Here is a 20,163-nt window from a genome sequence, read left to right as displayed (position 1 = left end):
TGAATTTTCTTTGACTGTTAGCACTCAGCATACCACAACTGTGCAACGCCCTCAAGAATACACCAAAAGAACAACTCAAAGACTTTGCTAGCATTGAACTAGCAGTCAGAGACCATGTACTAACACAAGTAGCGCCAGAGATCGGATTTTTTTTAACAGCAACAGCAAAACAAGAGCAGGGAGACTAAGAGGGATTCAAACCTGTCTGGGAGTATGGCAAGTCAGTGAGAAACTTTCGCCAGAAACTGGGATTGAAGAAACGAACCCGATTGAGTCCACAACTCGAAGCAAGTTGCTTATTGCTGAGCGCAAATGTTTCCTACGCCGTCTTCAGCAAGAGATTTGAAGCAACTGACGGGAATATATGTTGACCATAGCACCCAACAACGTCTAGTTCATCGGCAAGAATTCGTTGAAGTCATTGCAGAGCAAACCGTGACAGCTCTAAGTATAGACGGCGGTAAGGCAAGATTGAGGACAGATCAAGGAAAAGCTAGTGAGTGGCGAGACTATAAAGCGGTGACTTTACACCAACAAGCCCATGCTGCATTCTTTCTTGAAAATGAAGCCTTGGTAGATTGGGTCAATCGTCAGCCTTTGTCAGAAACGATTACTTGTTTGGGCGATGGTCATCCAGGGGTGTGGAATTTAATCGCGAACATCTCCACACCGGAGCAAAGGCGCGAAATTCTTGACTGGTATCATCAACCAAGAAAATCTCTATAAGCTGGGTGGTTCTCAGAAGCAGTTAAGAAAAGTTGAAACTAGCCTATGGTATGGCAGAATTGAGGAAGCTATCGCTACTTTTGCAGATTGGGATGCTCAGAAAGTTAAAAACTTTCTGGCTTATCTTGAAAGACATCGACTACGCATACCTGACTACCATTCCTTTCAATCTCAAGGAATTACAATTGGCAGCGGTGCGGTCGAATCGACCATTAAGCAGATTGGGCGTAGAATTAAAATATCAGGCGCTCAATGGAACCGCAACAATATCTCTCAAGTTCTCAAGCATCGCTGCTCTTATCTTAATCTTGCTTGTGCCTGAGTATTTCTACTTATTTCATAACTGAGATGCTCCCACTGGAGCGCTGATGTCATTGCAGCGGATGATAATGTTATCGGGTTTGATATCTCGGTGTACAATTCCAAGATCGTGACAGTATTGTATGGTTTCTAGAAGTTTCAGAACAAGAGTGATAGCATCCCCAATCCCCATAGGTTTAGCGGGAGCTTCTAGGAATTGTGAAAGTGTTTTCCCTTCAATGAATTCACCAACCATGTAAAGCGGAACGTCGGCAGCAAATTGGTCGGAGTTTGATTCAATTAATCGCGGGATGCCGGGGCAATCGAGGGTACTCAACGCAGCAACCTCTCTGTGCATTCTCTTGCGCCTTTCAGGATATTTCTGATTTTTGAGTTTTTTTAATACAAAAGTCTGAGACAAGATTGCAGCATCTTTAGGTTTGACAAGAAAAGTATCCCCTTGTCCGCCGCCCCCAATCGGTTTAACTATTTCCCATTTTTTATCCCAAGGTTTGTTTTTCGGTTTGCTCATATTCTTTGTACTTTTTATTAATGTGCGCGCTTCTTCAAATTTAGCATTTAGCTAAGAGAGCTTCGCTAACAGACAAAGAATTAAAATCAGTTAATCCCCTTTTGTAATATAAACCCTTACCCGGAAGTCGCCGTTTGATAACCTCTTGTCGATTCTCAAACATAACTGCTTGATAGGTTTGAGTAAAACGCAAATTGTAGTACTTAATTCGAGTGCGCTTGACTTCAAAGATTAAGTTCAGCGACGGTGAGCGAGCATATAAAAATATTCACCACAAAGATCGTAAATTTAGATTACAATTACGAGAGTTTCCGTTTTCAAGAGCCGTACATTATATACCTAAATAAAAGGTCAACGCCCCTTTCCCAGGTCAGCATAAATGAACGTTTCAACTCCCAATACGATTAGAAGTAGAAGCTCAAGCCCGGAAAGAATGGTCACACCCAGAGGGGGTTGTGGAACCAGGAACCAGAATGTTGCCAAGGCAATCACTCCTGAAAAAACAAACGTAATCTCATCCACCATCAACTGCTGAACCTTGCGCCGTTTGCGGTGTTTGTCGTTGCGGTGAGCAATTTCCCAACCAAAGAGGGTTTCCAAATCCGTATAGCCTGTGTGTTCCTTCACCTTGTCAACCAGCTTGTAGCGGATGTAGCTGCCGATCGCGGAAATCTTCTCGTCGTTGACCACATAGGTCCAGCCCAGAATCAGGCACACCCAGGGAACTACCAGTAAAGCGTAATAGTTGGATGGGTTAGAAACAGCGAATGACACAACTGTTACGAACAGACCTAGCGTTACATAAAGCAGATTATCCCGAAAACCAATCCTTTGAGCCTGCTCAGATTTCAGTTTGTCGTATTCCTTAAAGAAAATTTCAATAATTTGGTCTTTATCACTCATGGCTGACTCCCAGTTTCTCAAATCCTATATTTATTGTGACTGATTAACAAATATTTACCAGCAAGCTAAAGAAATTCTCTCTTTCTCTAGGCAAATCCTGATTAAATAGCCAAAATAGTGGATATTCAGATTATTTCAAGGATTAACCCATGCCTCGCGCAGTAATATTGACCGCTCTCCCAGTCGAGTATATGGCTGTTCGCACCCATATAGCCGACCTCCGAGAAGAAATGCACCCCCAAGGCACAATTTACGAACGCGGAAAATTTGTAGCTAACGCTACGTCATGGGAAGTCGGGATTGTGGAAGTTGGTGCTGGTAATGCGAGTGCCGGGGTGGAAGCGGAAAGGGCGATCGCCTACTTCAATCCCAGTGTCATACTATTTGTGGGAGTTGCTGGAGGCATCAAAGATGTAGCTATTGGGGATGTGGTAGCCGCGACGAAAGTGTATGGTTACGAGTCTGGCAAGGCAAAACTGAAATTTGAACCCAGACCCGATTTAGGGCTATCTACGTACAGCTTGATCCAGCGAGCGAGGGCTGAGTCGAAAAAATCGGATTGGCTGCAAAGGCTGACATCTGCTGTACCCGATTCAAACCCTCGCGTATTCGTCGCACCGATTGCTGCCGGGGAAAAAGTGATTGCTTCAAGCAAGTCTCATGTTTTTAAGTTTATCCAGTTGAACTATGGTGATGCGGTAGCCGTGGAGATGGAGGGGCGGGGCTTGCTACAAGCGGCTCATGCCAATCACCAAGTATCGGCACTCGTTATCCGTGGGATTTCCGATCTGATTGATGGTAAGAGTGAAGCCGATGCGGGTGGTTCTCAACAAATGGCTGCTCGCAATGCCAGTGCGTTTGCTTTTGAGATTCTGGCGAAGCTGGAAGGAAATGGGTTAAGCAATGGAGATTCCAGTCGGACAACTAAAACTAAACCTATATCTCCCAACTTTTTTGCTTACGATGATACTTGGGTTGGTCGGGAAAGTCTGATTCAGGATTTGAGTTCTCGAATTCGCTCCTCTTGTCGATTACTAATACTTGTGGGAATTACAGGGATTGGGAAAACGGCTTTAGGGGAAAGATTAGCAGTCGAGTTATCAGACTGGTTTGAGGGAGATTGGAGTAAGTTTCACGAAGAAAATTTTGAGGACGAACAGCAATCTAATGATTTTGCTAGCGTAGCGGCGAGGTGGTTGGAGAAGTGGGGCGAACTGATTACACCGGAAGACCGCAAAGATACTCAGCGCCTGCTAGATCGGTTGGTGAAACATCTAAGAGAGAATCGCTATTTGGTTCAACTTGATTCTTTAGAGAACATTCTACAGGGGAATGAAGAGGAGGGATGGAGTGATTTTAAAGATGAGTGGTGGGTGCGATTTTTTCAAAGTTTGCTAGCAGCAGATTCTTGTGAAAGCTGTCTCATCCTAACTTCGCAAGATTTACCCGCTCAGATCCCAACAATAGGAACGAGGTATCAAAATTTTTGGTATTGCCAACCTCTGAGCGGTCTGGAAGAACCAGAACGGTTGCGATTGTTCAATAAAACAGGATTAGATGTTGGTACAGAGTCAACAGGTAAGCCTTATTTAGAGCGAATTGGACGTGCTTATGAGGGACATCCTTTAGCGTTGCGGGTGATTGCTGGGGAAATTAGGAATCAACCTTTTAATGGCAAGGTTCTAGCTTACTGGAATCAGTACGGACGTGAAGTAGAAGAGGTTGAGAAAGCGATCGAGGAAGCTAAGACTAAGGGAATAACAGCATCAGCGGATGATAAGTTTAAACTGCATCGATACACGCGCGACTTGCGAAGGAAGGTGCGAGTTCGACTAGAAAAGACTTTCAAGCGGTTGCAAGAAGATGTTCGCTATGCCTATATATTGCTGTGCGTAGCTTCGGTGTATCGCTGCCCAGTACCGGAGGATTTTTGGCTCTCGCATCTGGAAGATTGGGATCGGGATGAAGATCAACAGCAGGTAGCGCTGGATGCGTTGCGCGACAGATATTTAGTAGAAGAAGTCGTTGAAAGCGATCGGCGTTTGCTCAGGCAGCACAATTTAATCAGGGGTGTATCGCTTGAACATTTAAAAAGACTGGACGATGATGCTGAATGATTTTCGTAAAGTACAGGTTCAGGGAGAAGATCCAGGAACGATAACTGCACTAATTTCACTGGGCAATAATGCAAAAACCCAAGGAAAGTATCAGGAGGCTACTCAACACTATCTTCAAATTTTGGAAGTGGCTTTCCAAACCTCAAATCAACAAGCACAAGCCATAGCCTTAGCCGGACTGGGTAGTCTACTCACTTGTTGTTATCAGTATGAAATGGCAATTGAATATTATCAACAACAATTAACTGTTTCAGTCAATATTAACGATTTTGTGTGGCAAGCAGATGCAATATGTAGCTTAGGCTGTCTACATTATTTGCTTAAGAATTACGACAAGGCTAGAGAATGGCAAGAGAAATGTTGTGGTATTTTGAATGAAATTGAAATTCCCGAGATAAAAGCAAGAAGATTACGTTGTATGGGTATGATTGATTGTGAATTCCAATGGTATAAAATAGCAATAAATTTTTATAAACAATCTATTGCTATTTATCGAGAAATTCAATTACCACTAGAAGAGGCGGAAACTTTAGTAAATTTAGCGTTCGCGGAAAGAGAAGCCAAACGTTCTCAATCTGTCGGAAACTTAAGCCTAGTCGATTTAGAGTCAGTTGTAGACAATTTATATAAAGCCTACTCTATCTCTGATACACTAGGAGATAGTGCTTTGAACGCAAAAGCTCTGAAAGAATTAGCAATAACCTATGAACTAACAGGTAAAATAGATATAGCCAAAAGCAAATGTAATCAAGCCTTAAAGGCTGCTACAAAAATTCAAAATCATTATTTAATCAATGAATGCCAAGAAATGATAAAAAAATATACAACCTATGAAAATGAACGAGAAGAAGAATATAGTCTAGAGGAGCAAAAGTGGTACTCGCCATCTTTCCCACAAACCAAAGTAATTGATGAAAAAGAATCTCAAACAATAAAAGATAGTAGTGATGTTGTAATAATTACTGCAACAGGTGTTGAACTGCAAGCAGTATTGAAATTGCTTGAACCTTATCCTGACCAAGAACAGGTTTTACGGGTATACGCTAAATCAGGAACATACTATTGTGGAAAGTTAGGCCGTTACAACACGGTTGTTACTAAATGCAGGATGGGAGCAGTCGATGAGGGTGCATCTACCTTAGCAACTAATCAAGCTCTGGATATGTGGAATCCTAAAGCCGTGATTATGGTGGGTATTGCTTTTGGTAAATGTACGACAGAGCAGAAAATAGGAGATGTTTTAGTTGCGTCAGCAATTATTTTCTACGAAAGACAGCGCCAGGGAAGAGAAATAACACCGCGAGGTAGTATTCCGCCCAGTGACGGCACACTACTGAATCGCTTTGAAAATGCTTATGAATGGGAGTTTTTTCTTCCCAATGGCAAGCTATCTGCAATTATTCCTGGCGCTATTCTCTCAGGAGAAAAGTTAGTTGACGATCCCGAATTTAAAGCTATGCTATTTAAGCAGTTTCCGCAAGCCAAAGGAGGAGAGATGGAAGGCTCGGGACTTTGTGCAGCAGCCAGAGAATCAAGGACGCCGTGGATTTTAGTGAAATCCATCTGCGATTGGGGAGACGGGACAAAACATAAAAAACACCAACCATTGGCTGCTGCTGCTGCTGCTAACCTAGTGCATTATGTGTTGTCTCAACCCTATGTACTCGATGCAATTAAAAAGCCTTGCGTTTGACAACTTACTACTTATTAAAATTTTCCTAAATCATTCACACTAATTACGTCTAGCTTATGATTAACAAAACCGAATTAAATAATCAAGATGAATTGACTTTACAGGAAGTTAGCATTACACCTTCCAGCGATTTAGTTTTAGCAAAACTTGGAATCGATCCAGCCGATTTAAAATCTATCAAACCCCGTTGGAAACGCACCCAATACAGAGCGATAGTTAATTGGCTAACCAAGTATAAGCCTAATCCTGATGCTTCCAACTTGGAAAAAGTAAGAGGTTTATTAGAGGCATTTCACCATCTTTGCGAAGTAGAAGCTTGGGAACAAGCTAAGAATCTCCTCTCTATTAACCTCAATACACCTACTCATGAAGAATTGCACGTGCAGATGCGCCTTTGGAGTGAGTATGATGAAGTATCAGATCTGTACAAGAAACTATTAGGCAAGTTAGATTCTAGATGGGATGCTATTTGTTGGAATGGTCTAGGCATTGTTGCTAATTCTACTGGAAACTACCACCGAGGAATTGAGTGCCATGAGCAGCATCTGGAACTCGCGCCATCGCTAAGTGATAGTCAGCAAGAAGCAATGGCACTGGGGAATCTTGCTATTGCCTACAATTCTTTAGGTGACGTTACCCATGCGATTGAATTCTACGAAAAGTGTTTAGCCATTGTACGGAAAATAGGCGATCGCCAAGGAGAAGGAAGGGTATTAGGGAATTTAGGCATTGCGTACAATTCTCTAGGGAACTTTTCCCGCGCTATTGAATACCATCACCAGCATTTAGATATAGCGCGCGAAATCGGGAATCATCAGGGAGAAGGAATAGCACTCAGCGGTTTGGGTTTTGCTTATTACGAGCTTGGAAATTACAAGCAAGCAATTGATTACCACCAGCAGCATTTGGCTATTGCACTAGAAATCGGCGATCGCCAGGGAGAAGGGATGGCACTAGGAAACTTAGGCAATACTTACAATTCATTAGGAAATTACAAGCAAGCAATTGAATACCACCAGCGGCATTTGACAATCGCACGGGAAATCGGCGATCGCCAGGGAGAGGGAAATGCGCTGGGAAATTTGGGTAATGTTTACCATTTGCTGGGAGATTACAGTGGTGCAATTAAGTACCACGAAAAATATTTAACCATCGCACAGATAATAGGGGATTTTCAGGGACAAGGAACTGCATTAGGTAATTTGGGAAATACCTACTATTTTCTAGCAGAATATGCTAAAGCCACTGATTGTTATCAGAAGCATTTGGCTATTTCGCGGGAAATCGGCGATCGAAAAGCAGAAGGGAATGCACTAGGCAATTTGGGCAATGTCTTTGATGCTCTAGGAAATTACGAGCAAGCCATTAATTACCAGCAGCAGCATTTGGCGATCGCGCGGGAAATCGGCGATCGACAGGGAGAAGCTGGTGCTTGGGGTAATATTGGCAATATCTGTGATTCATTAAGAAATTACGAGCAAGCCATTGAATACCACCAGCAGCATTTGAGAATTGCACGGGAAATTGGCGATCTCCAAGGAGAAGCAACTGCATTGATGAATTTGGGTAGTGCTAATTATTCCCAAAAAAATTTTTCTGGTGCAATAGATTACTATCAGCAGGCTTTAATAATCGCAAATGAAATCGGAGATAGACAAGGAGAAGGAATGACATTGTGTAATTTGGGAGCTATTCTCATTGAATGTGGTCAGTATTCACAAGCGTTAGAATCTTTGCAGCAAGCCCTAGACATTTTGCATGAAATTGGTGATATTTCTACTGAGGCTACTGCTCTATATAACTTAGCAAAGCTTTATAAGAAGTTGACGTATTCCGAGCAAGCGCTGATGTATTGCGATCGCGCCTTGTCCATTGCCACCGAGTTAGATATCCCTCTACAAAAAAAATGTATAAAATTAAAACAACAATTGGAGCGCCGCCATAATTGATTCAACATCAAACTTCTGATTGGTACTAAAGAATGGATCAAATAACACCCTGTATCGAGACATTTTTAGCTGAACTTGGTATTGAACAAGCTACTTTAAAACTTATTACTCCTAAGTGGAAACTTACTCAATACAGAGCGGTAATCAACTGGCTCACAAAGTATAAGCCCGCGACAGATGCTTCAAATCTAGATCAGGTACGAGGTTATTTGGAAGCATTCCATCATCTATGTGAAGTCGAAGCTTGGAATCAAGCTTTAAAAATTTTAGTCATTAATATTACTTATCCTGAAAATGAACAGTTACATAATCAACTATTTACTTGGGGATATTATAGAAATCTATTAGAATTGTACAAGAAATTTTTAGAAGACTTAGCTAATATCCATCCCTATTATCAGACTATTTTCTTATACGGTATGGGCAAGGTATATTACGCTCAGGGATACCTGGAAAAAGCCATTGAATATTATCAACAGGCATTAGAACTTGCACGTATACTTCCCGATTGTCAGCAGGAAAGTGCAATTTTAAATAGCCTCGGACTTGTTTACTTATATTTAGGAAATCACTCCCAATCAATTAATTACACTTGGCAAGGTTTAGTTATTGCATGGAAAAATCATAACTATCAAGGACAAGCTATCGCTTTGAACAGCTTAGGGCTGGTGTTTTGTCAAAAGGGAAAATACTCCAAAGCAATTAAGTACCTGCAGGAGAGTCTGAGGATTTTACGTCAAAGCTACAACCCTTCGTATGAGGGAAGGGTTTTGGGAAGCCTCGCGCAAGCTTATGGTGGTTTAGAAAATTACGAGAAAGCTATTGAATACCAGCAGCAACATTTAACCCTTATGCAAACTACCCAAGATCGTGCAGGAGAGGGGGACGCATTATTTAACTTAGCAACTACACTAGCAATTTGTAAGCGGGATTCAGAATCCATGAAATATTTTCAGGAATCTCTGGACATCTGTAGAGAAATTGGCAATCGTTTGACAGAAGTTAATGTCCTTTTAAATTTAACAGCCTTTTATCAAAGATTAGGTAATAAAGATTTGGTTCGTAAGTATTGTCAACAGGCTTTTTCCATTGCCGATCAACTAGGTATACCGCTTGACTCCTTTCAGCAGTTAGGCCTAAGATTGCAAAAAACTCAAAAAGAGGCTGCTCAATGAACAGGCAGGAACAAATGATTCTGGAAACAGATGACCTGGTTCAAGCTGGGCAAACAATTCTATTTCACTTAGGGCTTTCTACTGCCGGTGGGCGACACACACTCGTTTCACACCTGGAGCGTGCCCACTATAAAGCCGTTAAGAACTGGCTGACAAAATATCAACCAAAGGCTGAGGCAACCAATATAGAGCAAACGAGAGGTCTTCTGGAATCGTTTCACCACTTGTGTGAAGTAGCCGCGTGGGAACAGGCAATTGAGTTAATGTTGATCTCAGTCAATCTTGTGAATAAGAGCTTGGAAGGCTCTCTCATTGAGCCATTCCACCATCAGTTAGGGCGATGGGGATACTATCCCGAGCAAGTCCTGCTTTATAAAAGACTCTTAGGTCATTTGACTCCAGAGACAGAAATGGTTTGTTTGAATGGTTTAGGTCTGGCTTATCAGACTCTAGGTGATTATTCGAGGGCTATTGAATATCATTCCCAGCATTTGAACCTCGCCAGACAAACAGGTGATTTGGAAGCCGAAAAAAACGCGCTTGTTAACTTGGGAAATGTCTATGGTGCAACGAGGCAATACCTTGTGGCAGTTGCTTGCTATGAAGAGGCACTAAACTTGGCGCGTCAGTTGGGCGATCGCAAAGGGGAAGGAAAACTTTTGGGTAACTTCGGCGTGTTGCAACGATTGCAGAGCAATTTTGAGGAAGCTATCGCGTATCATCAGCAACACTTGCAGATTGCCTGGGAATTAGACGATCAAGAGGGGGAAGCAAACGCTTTAGAAAACCTGGGAGTCGCTCAGTATTACCTGGGAGTCCACGATATTGCCAGAGATCTCTTCCAGAGCAGTTTACGAATTAGCGCTCAAATTGGTAACAAAAAGGCGATGGCGGTGACTTTAGGCAGTTTGGGCAACGTTATTACCGAATTGGGAGATATTCAGGAGGGCCTTCATTACTATCAACAACAGCTTGAAATATCTCGTGAAATCAACTATCTGGAAGGACAAGAAAAGGCTTTGGGCAATATTGGTACGATTTACAAAGACTTGGGTAATTACGAAGTCTCATTGGAGTACCTTCGACAAAATCTTTCCCTTGCTCGCCAACGTCAAAGCCGTCAGAGTGAAGCCTATGCTCTCAGCAATATGGGTAACACCTACACTTGCTTGGGTCAGTATAAAGAGGCAATTCGATGCCAGCAAGCCAGCATAGAAATTACTCAGGGGATGGGCGATCGCTGGGGATGCGCGGCTGCTATGTATAATTTGGGGGATGGCTATCGATTGTCCAAGCAGTTCGATCTGGCTGTCTCCAGTCTGCTGAATAGTCTACTCATTTTTGACTCACTGCCAGCCTCTCAAATAGAAACAGTAATCGTACTGCTAACCCAAATCGCTTTTGAGGTTGGTATTGAAGAGTATATTGAACTGGTGGAAAAACATTTGGCGACCATTCAGGAGGCTCAGGGCGAAGATGCAGTATTTAGGTTAAGAAAACATTTATTTGAGGAGTAAATCATAACCACAAGTGGGCAAAATTCTCTGAAATTCTTAAAATAAAATAATAGACAGTGATACAAAAGTATTTACCAATGCCTCGTGCAGTCATCCTAACCTCTCATCCTGATGATTACCAAGCTATTCGTGTTCATTTAACGCACCTTGCAGAGGAAACGCATTCGCAAGGTACGGTCTATGAGTTAGGGCAATTTTCTACAAATGGACAAACGTGGGAAGTCGCAATCGCTGAGATTGATAACAGCAATACCAGTGCAGCTTCAGAAGCGGAGCGAGCAATCAGTCATTTCAAGCCAGATGTCATCTTTCTGGTAAGCGGTGCTACTGGCATCAAAGATGTATCTCTGGGTGATGTCGTAGTTGCTACTAAAGTTTATGGTTACGAGTTGGGTAGAGCAGAAAATAAATTTTTACCCCGACCAGAGACGCAAAAGCCATCCTATCCGCTTGAGTCAAGAGCCAAAGCGGAACGGAGACACCCTCACTGGCGGAATAGGCTATCTCCTGAAATATCTAATTCATCACCTTCTGTTCTTCTAGCACCGATCGCATCTGGAGAAAAAGAAGTTGCTGATGAACAGGCGGATCTTCTAAAGTTTTTGCGTTCTCAATATAGTGATGCTGTCGCTGTTGAGAATTTAGGATTCGGCTTTCTCAAAGCTGTTGATGCTAACCAGAACGTTCTTGCATTAACAGTACATGGTATCTGCCGTCTGATTAATGATAATCCAGACTTGGGAATTCAAGCAGATTCCAGATCCATTGGGTCACAGAATGCAATTGCATTCACTTTTGAGATTCTTGCTAAGTACAAAACAGATAATGCAGAAACCACTGAACGAGTTCAAGGAGTTGTGTCATACGGCATAACTCCTGATGATCTGCTAGCTGGAATTGGAAAACGAATTAAAGAAGCAGTGAATGGTGGCTCAAGCAGCCTTATGGATGAACGTCATAAACGTATTGATTATGCACAAACCTTAATCCAACAGGGACAATTCAATCAGGCAGTTCAATATCTAGAAATGCTGAATGCGGACCTATGGTATCAACTAGATGACATACTCAAGTATCGTCTTCTAACAAATTTAGGTATGGCAAAGCTGGGTCTTGACGAAAGCAGTGATGCTGCTGCTGCAAAATTTGTGGAAGCACAGCAATATAATCCGCAAGATGACGCAGCATTAGCCCTAGCAGCAATGGGCTATGTGTTTCAAAAAGACTATCCCAACGCTGAGAAATTTATTGAGACAGCATTGCAGAAAAACCCAGCGAATGCCCTTGCATACTCGTTGCGTGTTAGGATAGCTTCAGTCACAGAATCTATTGAGTCAGTGCTAGAACAAATTCCTCCTGCGTACCACGAATGCACAGATGTTTTGGTAGCACTTGGAGAAGCAGCTCTGAAACGTGGACTATATGAAAAGGCAGAAGAATGGTGGCAAGCTGCTCTTAATAACAACAATGGCAACAGCATGGATAGCGTCAAAGCTTTTCTGGCTGTTGCTTTAATGGAACCTATTATTCAAAACTATCCACTTATTGCTGCTGGTCAGCTATTAGATTCCCAAAAGCATAGTTTGGAACGGGCTGTTTCCCTCTTCACTGAAGTTTTGGGAGGAGCCTACGTAAATCCAAATGATTTATCACCCCTAAAATTCACAGCGTTGGTTAATAGAGCAGGAACTCTGCGATTGCTAGGTCATTATGATGAAGCAATTCGTGACATTGAAATTGCTCTTCGGAAAAAACCCAAAGAGCCTTACTTGATTAAACAACGTGCTCTGTTAGCCCATGAAAAAGGAAACGAAGAAGAAGCTTATAACTATGTGCAGCAAATTTTGTTTTCTCCCGAAACACCAGAAGCATCGTTGTTAGCTGCTAGCTCCTTAATGGCTCTCAAGCGCGTTAAGGAAGCGGAAGACATATTGAACCAGTTTTTGCAAACAGACAGTCCTGAATATCTCAAGCAGGAAGCTAAGCGCCTCAAGTTTGACCTGTTCTTAGAACGTGACGATCGCAAGAATGCAGAGGACATACTTCAACAGGTAAACAACGAAGACCCAGAAAGCGTTTTTACACTTATTCAAAACATCCGGTGGCAGAAGTATATTGGTTCAGAGGAAAATATTCCAGCGTTAGTTGAACAAGCTAAAGCGGCTCTTTTTTCCAAAAGTTCTACTCATGCCCAAATTATTCTTGCTGATGTTCTTTATTCATTGAGTTACTATCGGGATGCAGCCGAAGTTTATGAGCACTTTGTTGATAAAACCCTTAATACTGCACTTTCTCGCCAGTTGGTACAAGCTCACTATTTCGCAGGAAACTACAGAGATGCGCTGAATTTATGCCAACAGCTTCTCGATAAATATGGTGTTCTACCGACTCTCTCCGAAATAGCTGCCTCTATCTATAGCGATATAGGTAATATGGATGCTACTAGGCAAATTTGTGAGAATTACCTCAATATTTTTCCCGATAATGTAGTAGTGCAGTTGCTATTGGCATCAGTGCACTATGCTACAGGAAAATATGAGGAATTAGATCGATTTCTTGATTCAAGACCAAGTATTAAAACTTTAAAATTAGCTAACATTAAGAAACTTGCTCAATTTTATAAAGTTAGGGATCGGATCGATAGCTTTTTTGAAGTGATTTATGAAATGAGGCATTGTTTCTATAACGATGGGCAAGTTCATGCCTTCTATCAGATATCATATCTTGAGGCAACCAAAATCCAATCGGGCATTCAGAATTTTGAGACAGTAAAAGATGGATGCGGAGTTCTCTTGAGGAATATTTTTGGTAAAGACCAGTGGTACATCCTTGAAGATCGACCAGATGTAAATTTAACCCAGTATGAACTTAACTCTAGCCAATCACTTTATCAATACTTGATTGGTAAGCATATTGGAGAAGAAGTTGTTCTAGTAGAAGATAACTTCGGACGCAATACTCTCAGAATTTTAGCTATCACAGATAAATACTGTGCGGCAGGTAAGCAAAGCTTCTCTGTATTAGAAAATCAGACTAATATCAAGGGTTTTAGGATAGTTCCTGTTCCAATGGAAGGAGATAGTCCCTCCTCTAACTGGGTGCAACAGTTTATTGAAGGATTGAAACAGCATCAAGAGGACTTCAACCTCATTAAATCTGAATATGTTTCAGGTAAGCTTCCTTTTGGTGCTGTTGCCATTCTGGTGAATCGCAATCCAATAGAACTTTGGCAGATTTTGGCATTTGGATCGTCACCTTTCATTCATGCATGGTCTAACTACCAACAGGAGAAGTTTGAAGATGCTTTAATCACTCTTCAAAAGGGTGGACTTATCGTTATCGATCCTATCTCATTAGTTACTCTTCACCATTTAGGGGTCGCAGATGATGTTGTGAGACTTCTCGGAAAATTTGGAATTGCCCAGTCAACAATCGACCTGTTTCAAGCAAAGCTCGACACAGCACAAGGTTTACAGGGTGAGGGATTTACAACTTTTGGAGTAGAGGATGGGCAAGGTATCAAACAAGAGGTTACTTCAGAACAGATTGCTCGAGAAAAAACTTTTTTTGGACAAGTTATTAATTGGGTTAGAGAGAATTGTTTTGTTTTACCTTGCCAGAGAAAACTGGATATCAACCATGACGAGCGAACCAAACTATATGAGTCGATAGATGCAGTGTTTATTGATACAATGCTAATTGCTGGAGAGCCTGGACGTATTCTATATTCTGACGATCAGTGGTTACGCTGGTATGCAGGTGCAGATTCGAGTGTACCGGGAGTTTGGACGCAAGTTGTTTTGAGATACTGTTTAATACAGCAAAATATTAACGAATCTCTTTACCGTAAAGCAACACTAGGACTTGCAAATCTGGGTTACAGATACACAATTATTGATGCTAAAACTTTGATGGAGGCAGTCAGACTCACCGAATGGAAATTACAGCCAATTTATGCTTCAGCATTAAAAGCACTTGCTGATAAAAATACTCCTCTGGAATATGCAGTGTCCGTCGCAGCGGATTTTCTCCGTCAACTTTATCTTGACGTTGTTATAACACATACTCAGTTGATTGACCCTCGTGATGCTTTAGTTTTCGAGATGCTGAAGATACTCACAGAAAAACGTTCAGCAACAATTTTTGTCAAAGAACTTGAACGGGCTATTCAAGAAAGATTTCATGTAATTCCTTTGCAACAGCAAGAAGTTCAAAGAGTGATTAATGCCTGGTTCAATTCGCAGTCATTCATCACATAACGGAATTAGGAAATCCGTTGATTGAGTTTATTGAAAATCCCTGTATCAAACCTGAATCAATGTAAATTTAATTAGTTCCGAATCGCTCTTTTTCTACCGGAGTTTTAGGCGAAGGCGATCGCAGCGGTCAAATCCGGTGGGAATTAGAAAAGTGCGATCGCCGGCTCGAAACTAGAACTTAGACCCGCCACTACCGCAGAAAGCAGAATAACAGAGTTCTACAGGTTTAATCAATGCGGCGAAAGCTGGTGGTCTTTGACCGGGGGCTGGTATGTACCGCCCGATTTAACAAACCCCTGCCGTTTATGTGAAGGGATTCTTGTTTCACACCCAGCAAAAGCAACTGACACATCATAGCGATTCACCCCGTCACCAACCAATGCCATTGCTGACAAAACTGCAACAATCGTAATCAACCAAAACCTCGATGTTTTAGTAACAATGGCTATTCCTGGTATGATTGTCACTAAGAAGTAACTTATTAACCCAACAACCGCAGTTACTATCAAAATTGCTTCTTGTTGAACGCGATGGAATTGGTAAAGCGCCAAAATAATGGGAAGCAACCCTCCTGATACATTTAAACCAATATAACCATAAATTTTAGATGGGGTTTTGTATGAAGGTAAGCAACGCTTGAACAATAAAAGCGGAAGTAGTTCAAAGCTGACTTGCTGTTTTGATTGGCCCTTTGCTGTCAATATAAAAAGTGGTAAATTGATAAAGTACCCCAAAAAAACTGCAATAAGGAGAGGTAAACCTAACCCTGGGGCAATGCCCAGTCGAGTAATTAGGGTTGAAAACACAATTGGATAAATTTTGAAAATCATAATACTTGTGACTCCCAAACTAATTATTAGGGAAACCACAAAAAGTAGGAAAAAGATAAGGCATCCTAGACCTGATTTTGGATGAAAAACCCAGCTCGACTGCCCTTCTCTAATGACGTAAAGATTATCGTTTAACCAGCGGATAAATTGTTGCTTTAAGAAATACATCGCCAAGATTAGTATAGTAGATGTTACATCTTTTTCTTCAAGCTCTTATGCTGCTAGAATTACGGATTTATACCGACGTTTTTATTCATAAATCATATTTGCAACGGAAATCTAGTTGGGCGATTTTGATAATTTGAGATTCACTTTAGTTTTGGGTAAAGAATGCTTGATTTGAAATTAATTAACATTATTCCATAAGCGAGATAATCGGTCAATTCATAAAAGTCATAACCTTAATTTCATAAAAGTCATATTTTGAATCCGTGGACTTGTTTAGCATTGAAGGGCTCGATCGATTTTTTCGATCGCCACCGTGGCCACCGCCACCATAACCGCAGCCAATGCTATAACCGTCTCCACCACCATGATTGATTGTCTCTAACTGAATTCAAGAGAAATCGGAGGTGGTATCCGTGTAAGTTGTTGCTTGCGAATCGCATTTATCCTGTACCCGCAGAGCCAACTCAACACCAGATAACATTTTTGGCTCCATCCCGTACAAATCATTCAGAACAAGCTTGACGTTGGGAAACACAAAATACTCTGTCAGGAGAGCCAATTCGATAATTAAAAGAACGATTGCCAATTAGAGCAACGATTAAGGATGTAACAGGGGATTATTTCTAATTTCCGATAAACATTCTTCTAAAGATAAACCATGCAGAATTTCCCACCATTGCCCGGTATGTCTCATGTAGGCAACATTAAAACAATCCTGCCCTACATATTCTAAACGGGCGGAGCGAGACTCAAAAGACGGGGAAATCGCCCTCGGACTCGGACAATTATAAGTCGAGCAAAAGTAAAAATAGTTGCGATACCACTTGCCAAAGATATCCGTTCGATAGTTGAAATCATGGTCAGTGGGGGGAGAATCGATATATTTGGGCTTGAATTCTGTCTCAATTAACTCATTACATTTTTGTTCGATTAATTGTTTCTCAGTATCAGGCACTGTAGGTTTAGACTGTTTGGGAGAAGAAGAAAGCCAGAGCTTTTTTGCTTTTTTTGCCATTGAATTTGTTCCCCTGATTATTCTAAATTTTCTTTAAAGTGAGCGGGGTACAACAAGGGGTCAGACCCTACATTATGCCCCATCGCTAAATATATAACGCAAAAATCGCAGTTTGAGGGTGTCTAGCGTTCTGGAAAGCGATCGGGGTACAGCGAGGAGTCACACCCCCTAATATGCCCTGAACACTAAAAACACAACGCAAAATCAATGGTTTGAGTGTGTCGTTCAAACGCTCGAAGCGATCGGGGCAGAACGAGGGGTCTAACCCTACATTATGCCCCGATCGCCTTAAACACAACGCAAAAATCACAGTTTGAGAGTGTCGAGCGCTTCGAGCGAACAAAGACTGATTTTCTGGATTTGGTGGGACAAGCAGCTCGAACAATCCCTTAACTCATTTACGGGACAGGTTTGCAAAGCCCGTGCGTTCGCCTAGGTTGACTGATTGCCAGCGGAATCTGATTGTTCGCGATTGAGTACATCCACCTCAATCTCACTCAGCAGTTTGGGTTCCATCTCATATAAATCATTCAAAATAGGTTTGACATCGGGAAAGCAAAAATACTCGGTCAGTTTCCCAATCCGGTAATTAAAAGGTTGATATCGGTGTTTGAAATACAGCTCAACATTCCCCCGGTGTTCCCACAATCCCAGTAGGTTAACAGCGACATCCGAGTAATGTGCTCTTACATCCCGCTGCACTTCGGTGATGCGCTGCTCAATCTGACGGGTAGTAACGCCAATTTTGTAGAAAATGTTGCCATCAGCTTTCACCTCTAAAAAATAGAGCGAGTTCACCAGAATCCGACGAAGTTGCGCTCGATAAATCTGCAAATCAGCCCGCCGTTCTTCCAAGCAAGATAACCCCGCAGCAACGGCCATTTCTACAGAGCCTTCTAACTTCATTAACTCCGACAGCAGCAGGGGTTCCTGGACTTTGTTGAACAACGCCAGGGGAAGAGCGCCGACGGGGATTTTACCGAGATTGGTGAACCGGTACGAGCGATCGCCCTCCGACTCTAGCAACCCTTTCAACTCCCACCGAAAGTTTACCAAGTCTTTGGGAATCGATCGCTTTTGGACCCCGTACTCTTTCCACAGCACTTTCAACTGTTCTAGTTCATCACCCTTGAGTTCGATGTTGAAATTATTGTAGAGGGGCAGCGCGGGGAAAGCTTTGGTTTTAATCCGCTGCGAGACTGGTTTACAAGTTTCCCCGGTGTGCGCGAAGTGATGTTCTTTCACTGACCCCTTTTTCGCTGTCAATCCGCCTCCGCAGTAGAGACAAGCGAGGTTAGTTTTTCCGCGCACAACCTCATCAATGCTCGTCAGTTCACCGCTGAGAGCAACACCAAATTTAAGCCACATTGTCAACAATTCTCCTTTCAGCAGGTTTCGCAGGTGCACCCGCTAACGTATTGAGGATTCTAACAAATCTAGGGGTTAGGGCTTCTGCCTTGGGAAAGAAAGCGATCGGCATTCCATTTGGGATGCGTGACTTTCATCCAAAATCCAAAATCCAAAATCTAAAATCTAAAATCTAAAATCTAAATTGCTCGTCACCAGTCGGGAATTTCTTGGGCTGCGTCGGATTGGGCTTGTGACAGTTGGTGAGGGGGCAACGGTTTGTCTGGGGTTAGGGGAGCTGAATCAGGATAAGTGGGTTTCCTGACATAGGAAAGGGTAGAGAGGGCGGAGACAGCCCCGCGCACTTGGTCGGGCCGCACTTCTAAGTATTTCTGCAACTGTTCTAAGTTGCGGTGGCCGCTGATTTCTTGAATAATCCGCAGCGGAATCCCGGCATTGCTCATCTGAGTTAGTGCCGTCCGCCGCAGGCTGTGGGTAGAAGCGCCGATGATGCCAACAAGTGAACAGGCTTCTTGGAATAGGTGAGAGGCGGCTTCCGGGTTCGCGTGTTTCCAGCGGTGGTTGAGGTGGCGGCTGGGGAACAGGTAGGGGTGATCGGGATGCTTGTAGGTTTCTAACAGCAGCCTCAACTCTTGAATGATCGGGATAGTGCGGGTGCCGAGCTTGCCTTTGGTGTTGCCTTTGCGGATGATCATTTCTGAGCGAATGACACCCGCCGGGGTGAAAACATCGATGACTTTCAAGCTGCACGCTTCCGCTACTCGGCAAGCCGTGTACAAACAAACGCCAAACAAAGTGCGATCGCGATCGGTTTGTAAACCTTCGTTGAACAGCAGTTCGATTTCCTCTTGAGTGAGTATCTTGGCTTGTCCGTGTCCCTCAATCTTCATTCGTGGTGTATACCCGACCCGACGCTTGAAAGTCTGGCATATTTGTTGCATTACTGCATCCGTCGGGGGTATTTCTTAACGTGGCGGGTGAGCGGGGTCAAGAAAAAAGAAGAGGCGATGGCATCCGGGGTGAGGAATAATCGGTTCAGGGACTCTAAAAATAAATAATGTTGGAAAGTTCATCGAAAAACACCGCTCGAATGATTGTTCGCGATCGCCAGGAACGAGAATACCGACTGCAAGTAGACCCGGACGAAGAGCAATATTTTACTGCCAAACTCCTGTACCGTAACAGCGCAATTGGTATGCTTCAATGCGTTTTATATCCGCCCGATAAATTGGTGATAGGCGATATCATTATTCACAGCGAGGTCATTCACGCTCCAGATCACTTAGGGACAGCTCTTTTGAGACTGCTAGTTGAACCCAAGCCAATCGATTACCGTCGCCGGGGACTGGGAACTCACCTGTTGCAGTTTGCGATAAAGAAAGCTCGTCAGCGGGGAATTAAGCGGATCTACGGTTCTCTAACTCAAGAAGACATCAACAACAATCCGAACCTTGTCAAATGGTACGAGAAGCATGGATTTAAGGTACTTCCGCCTTCAACGGAGAACATCGAAAATGCAGTTTGTGGGATTTCTCTGGATTTAAGATAGAAATCAAATTAATTGTGTTTTGCGACGGTGTAAATTTGTTCTTGAGGGCGATCGGTGCCTTT

14 protein-coding genes and 1 pseudogene are annotated in these 20,163 nt (G+C 42.6%); 8 read left to right on the top strand and 7 right to left on the bottom strand.

What is annotated here, in order from left to right; translation table 11 throughout:
• Positions 1-14: 14 nt before the first annotated feature.
• Positions 15-1,048 (top strand): annotated as a pseudogene (locus tag QUA77_RS29295) (ISKra4 family transposase).
• Between the two features lie 15 nt (positions 1,049-1,063).
• Here QUA77_RS29295 and QUA77_RS10780 read toward each other — a convergent pair.
• Both QUA77_RS10780 and QUA77_RS10775 read right to left on the bottom strand, forming a co-directional pair.
• Positions 1,064-1,558 carry a protein kinase domain-containing protein gene (locus tag QUA77_RS10780; protein ID WP_333450113.1) on the bottom strand — a complete coding sequence of 165 codons (495 nt, stop codon included), beginning with the start codon at positions 1,556-1,558 and terminating at the stop codon, positions 1,064-1,066.
• 351 nt (positions 1,559-1,909) lie between these two features.
• Positions 1,910-2,461, bottom strand: a complete 552-nt coding sequence (locus tag QUA77_RS10775; protein WP_333450112.1) for a hypothetical protein — start codon at positions 2,459-2,461, stop codon at positions 1,910-1,912.
• A gap of 149 nt (positions 2,462-2,610) precedes the next feature.
• Between QUA77_RS10775 and QUA77_RS10770 the strand changes: the two genes are divergently transcribed.
• From QUA77_RS10770 to QUA77_RS10745, 6 genes are all read left to right on the top strand, one after another.
• A complete protein-coding gene (locus QUA77_RS10770) occupies positions 2,611-4,578 on the top strand; it encodes a phosphorylase family protein (protein WP_333450111.1) in 1,968 nt (655 codons plus the stop codon).
• Complete coding sequence (locus QUA77_RS10765) at positions 4,565-6,271, top strand: phosphorylase family protein (protein ID WP_333450110.1); 1,707 nt, start codon at positions 4,565-4,567, stop codon at positions 6,269-6,271. Before QUA77_RS10770 ends, QUA77_RS10765 begins: the two co-directional genes overlap by 14 nt.
• 56 nt (positions 6,272-6,327) lie before the next feature.
• A complete protein-coding gene (locus QUA77_RS10760; protein ID WP_333450109.1) occupies positions 6,328-8,220 on the top strand; it encodes a tetratricopeptide repeat protein in 1,893 nt (630 codons plus the stop codon).
• 32 nt (positions 8,221-8,252) lie between these two features.
• Entirely contained in the window at positions 8,253-9,395 is a 1,143-nt protein-coding gene (locus QUA77_RS10755) for a tetratricopeptide repeat protein (RefSeq protein ID WP_333450108.1), read from the top strand.
• On the top strand, positions 9,392-10,912 hold the full coding sequence (locus QUA77_RS10750; RefSeq protein ID WP_333450107.1) for a tetratricopeptide repeat protein: 1,521 nt from the start codon (positions 9,392-9,394) through the stop codon (positions 10,910-10,912). The genes QUA77_RS10755 and QUA77_RS10750 overlap by 4 nt, the downstream gene beginning before the upstream one ends.
• Before the next feature lie 77 nt (positions 10,913-10,989).
• A complete protein-coding gene (locus QUA77_RS10745) occupies positions 10,990-15,171 on the top strand; it encodes a PIN domain-containing protein (RefSeq protein WP_333450106.1) in 4,182 nt (1,393 codons plus the stop codon).
• Positions 15,172-15,401: 230 nt separating this feature from the next.
• On the opposite strand, the gene QUA77_RS10740 is transcribed toward QUA77_RS10745, so the two are convergent.
• From QUA77_RS10740 to QUA77_RS10720, 5 genes are all read right to left on the bottom strand, one after another.
• Positions 15,402-16,169, bottom strand: a complete 768-nt coding sequence (locus QUA77_RS10740; RefSeq protein ID WP_333450128.1) for a DUF1614 domain-containing protein — start codon at positions 16,167-16,169, stop codon at positions 15,402-15,404.
• Between the two features lie 388 nt (positions 16,170-16,557).
• On the bottom strand, positions 16,558-16,755 hold the full coding sequence (locus QUA77_RS10735; protein WP_333450105.1) for a hypothetical protein: 198 nt from the start codon (positions 16,753-16,755) through the stop codon (positions 16,558-16,560).
• A gap of 12 nt (positions 16,756-16,767) precedes the next feature.
• Positions 16,768-17,184: a DUF3024 domain-containing protein gene (locus QUA77_RS10730; protein ID WP_333450104.1), complete on the bottom strand. Its 417-nt coding sequence runs from the start codon at positions 17,182-17,184 to the stop codon at positions 16,768-16,770.
• Positions 17,185-17,616: 432 nt separating this feature from the next.
• Positions 17,617-18,552, bottom strand: a complete 936-nt coding sequence (locus QUA77_RS10725) for a GIY-YIG nuclease family protein (protein ID WP_333450103.1) — start codon at positions 18,550-18,552, stop codon at positions 17,617-17,619.
• Positions 18,553-18,743: 191 nt separating this feature from the next.
• Positions 18,744-19,442 carry a tyrosine-type recombinase/integrase gene (locus QUA77_RS10720; RefSeq protein ID WP_333450102.1) on the bottom strand — a complete coding sequence of 233 codons (699 nt, stop codon included), beginning with the start codon at positions 19,440-19,442 and terminating at the stop codon, positions 18,744-18,746.
• 167 nt (positions 19,443-19,609) lie between these two features.
• On the opposite strand from QUA77_RS10720, the gene QUA77_RS10715 reads away from it, so the two are divergent.
• Positions 19,610-20,101: a GNAT family N-acetyltransferase gene (locus QUA77_RS10715; protein ID WP_333450101.1), complete on the top strand. Its 492-nt coding sequence runs from the start codon at positions 19,610-19,612 to the stop codon at positions 20,099-20,101.
• The last annotated feature ends 62 nt before the right edge of the window (positions 20,102-20,163 follow it).

The organism is Microcoleus sp. K5-D4 (genome assembly GCF_036704575.1).
Classification (GTDB): domain Bacteria; phylum Cyanobacteriota; class Cyanobacteriia; order Cyanobacteriales; family Microcoleaceae; genus Microcoleus.
This window is presented reverse-complemented; position numbering and strand designations above follow the sequence as displayed.

Excerpts from the sequence above, each read along its gene's own strand:
- QUA77_RS10780 (WP_333450113.1), bottom strand. The coding sequence starts at position 1,558 with ATGAGCAAACCGAAAAACAAACCTTGGGATAAAAAATGGGAAATAGTT.
- QUA77_RS10725 (WP_333450103.1), bottom strand. The coding sequence starts at position 18,552 with ATGTGGCTTAAATTTGGTGTTGCTCTCAGCGGTGAACTGACGAGCATT.
- QUA77_RS10715 (WP_333450101.1), top strand. The coding sequence starts at position 19,610 with ATGTTGGAAAGTTCATCGAAAAACACCGCTCGAATGATTGTTCGCGAT.
- QUA77_RS10750 (WP_333450107.1), top strand. The coding sequence starts at position 9,392 with ATGAACAGGCAGGAACAAATGATTCTGGAAACAGATGACCTGGTTCAA.
- QUA77_RS10775 (WP_333450112.1), bottom strand. The coding sequence starts at position 2,461 with ATGAGTGATAAAGACCAAATTATTGAAATTTTCTTTAAGGAATACGAC.
- QUA77_RS10760 (WP_333450109.1), top strand. The coding sequence starts at position 6,328 with ATGATTAACAAAACCGAATTAAATAATCAAGATGAATTGACTTTACAG.
- QUA77_RS10765 (WP_333450110.1), top strand. The coding sequence starts at position 4,565 with ATGATGCTGAATGATTTTCGTAAAGTACAGGTTCAGGGAGAAGATCCA.
- QUA77_RS10730 (WP_333450104.1), bottom strand. The coding sequence starts at position 17,184 with ATGGCAAAAAAAGCAAAAAAGCTCTGGCTTTCTTCTTCTCCCAAACAG.
- QUA77_RS10770 (WP_333450111.1), top strand. The coding sequence starts at position 2,611 with ATGCCTCGCGCAGTAATATTGACCGCTCTCCCAGTCGAGTATATGGCT.
- QUA77_RS10720 (WP_333450102.1), bottom strand. The coding sequence starts at position 19,442 with ATGAAGATTGAGGGACACGGACAAGCCAAGATACTCACTCAAGAGGAA.
- QUA77_RS10745 (WP_333450106.1), top strand. The coding sequence starts at position 10,990 with ATGCCTCGTGCAGTCATCCTAACCTCTCATCCTGATGATTACCAAGCT.
- QUA77_RS10740 (WP_333450128.1), bottom strand. The coding sequence starts at position 16,169 with ATGTATTTCTTAAAGCAACAATTTATCCGCTGGTTAAACGATAATCTT.
- QUA77_RS10755 (WP_333450108.1), top strand. The coding sequence starts at position 8,253 with ATGGATCAAATAACACCCTGTATCGAGACATTTTTAGCTGAACTTGGT.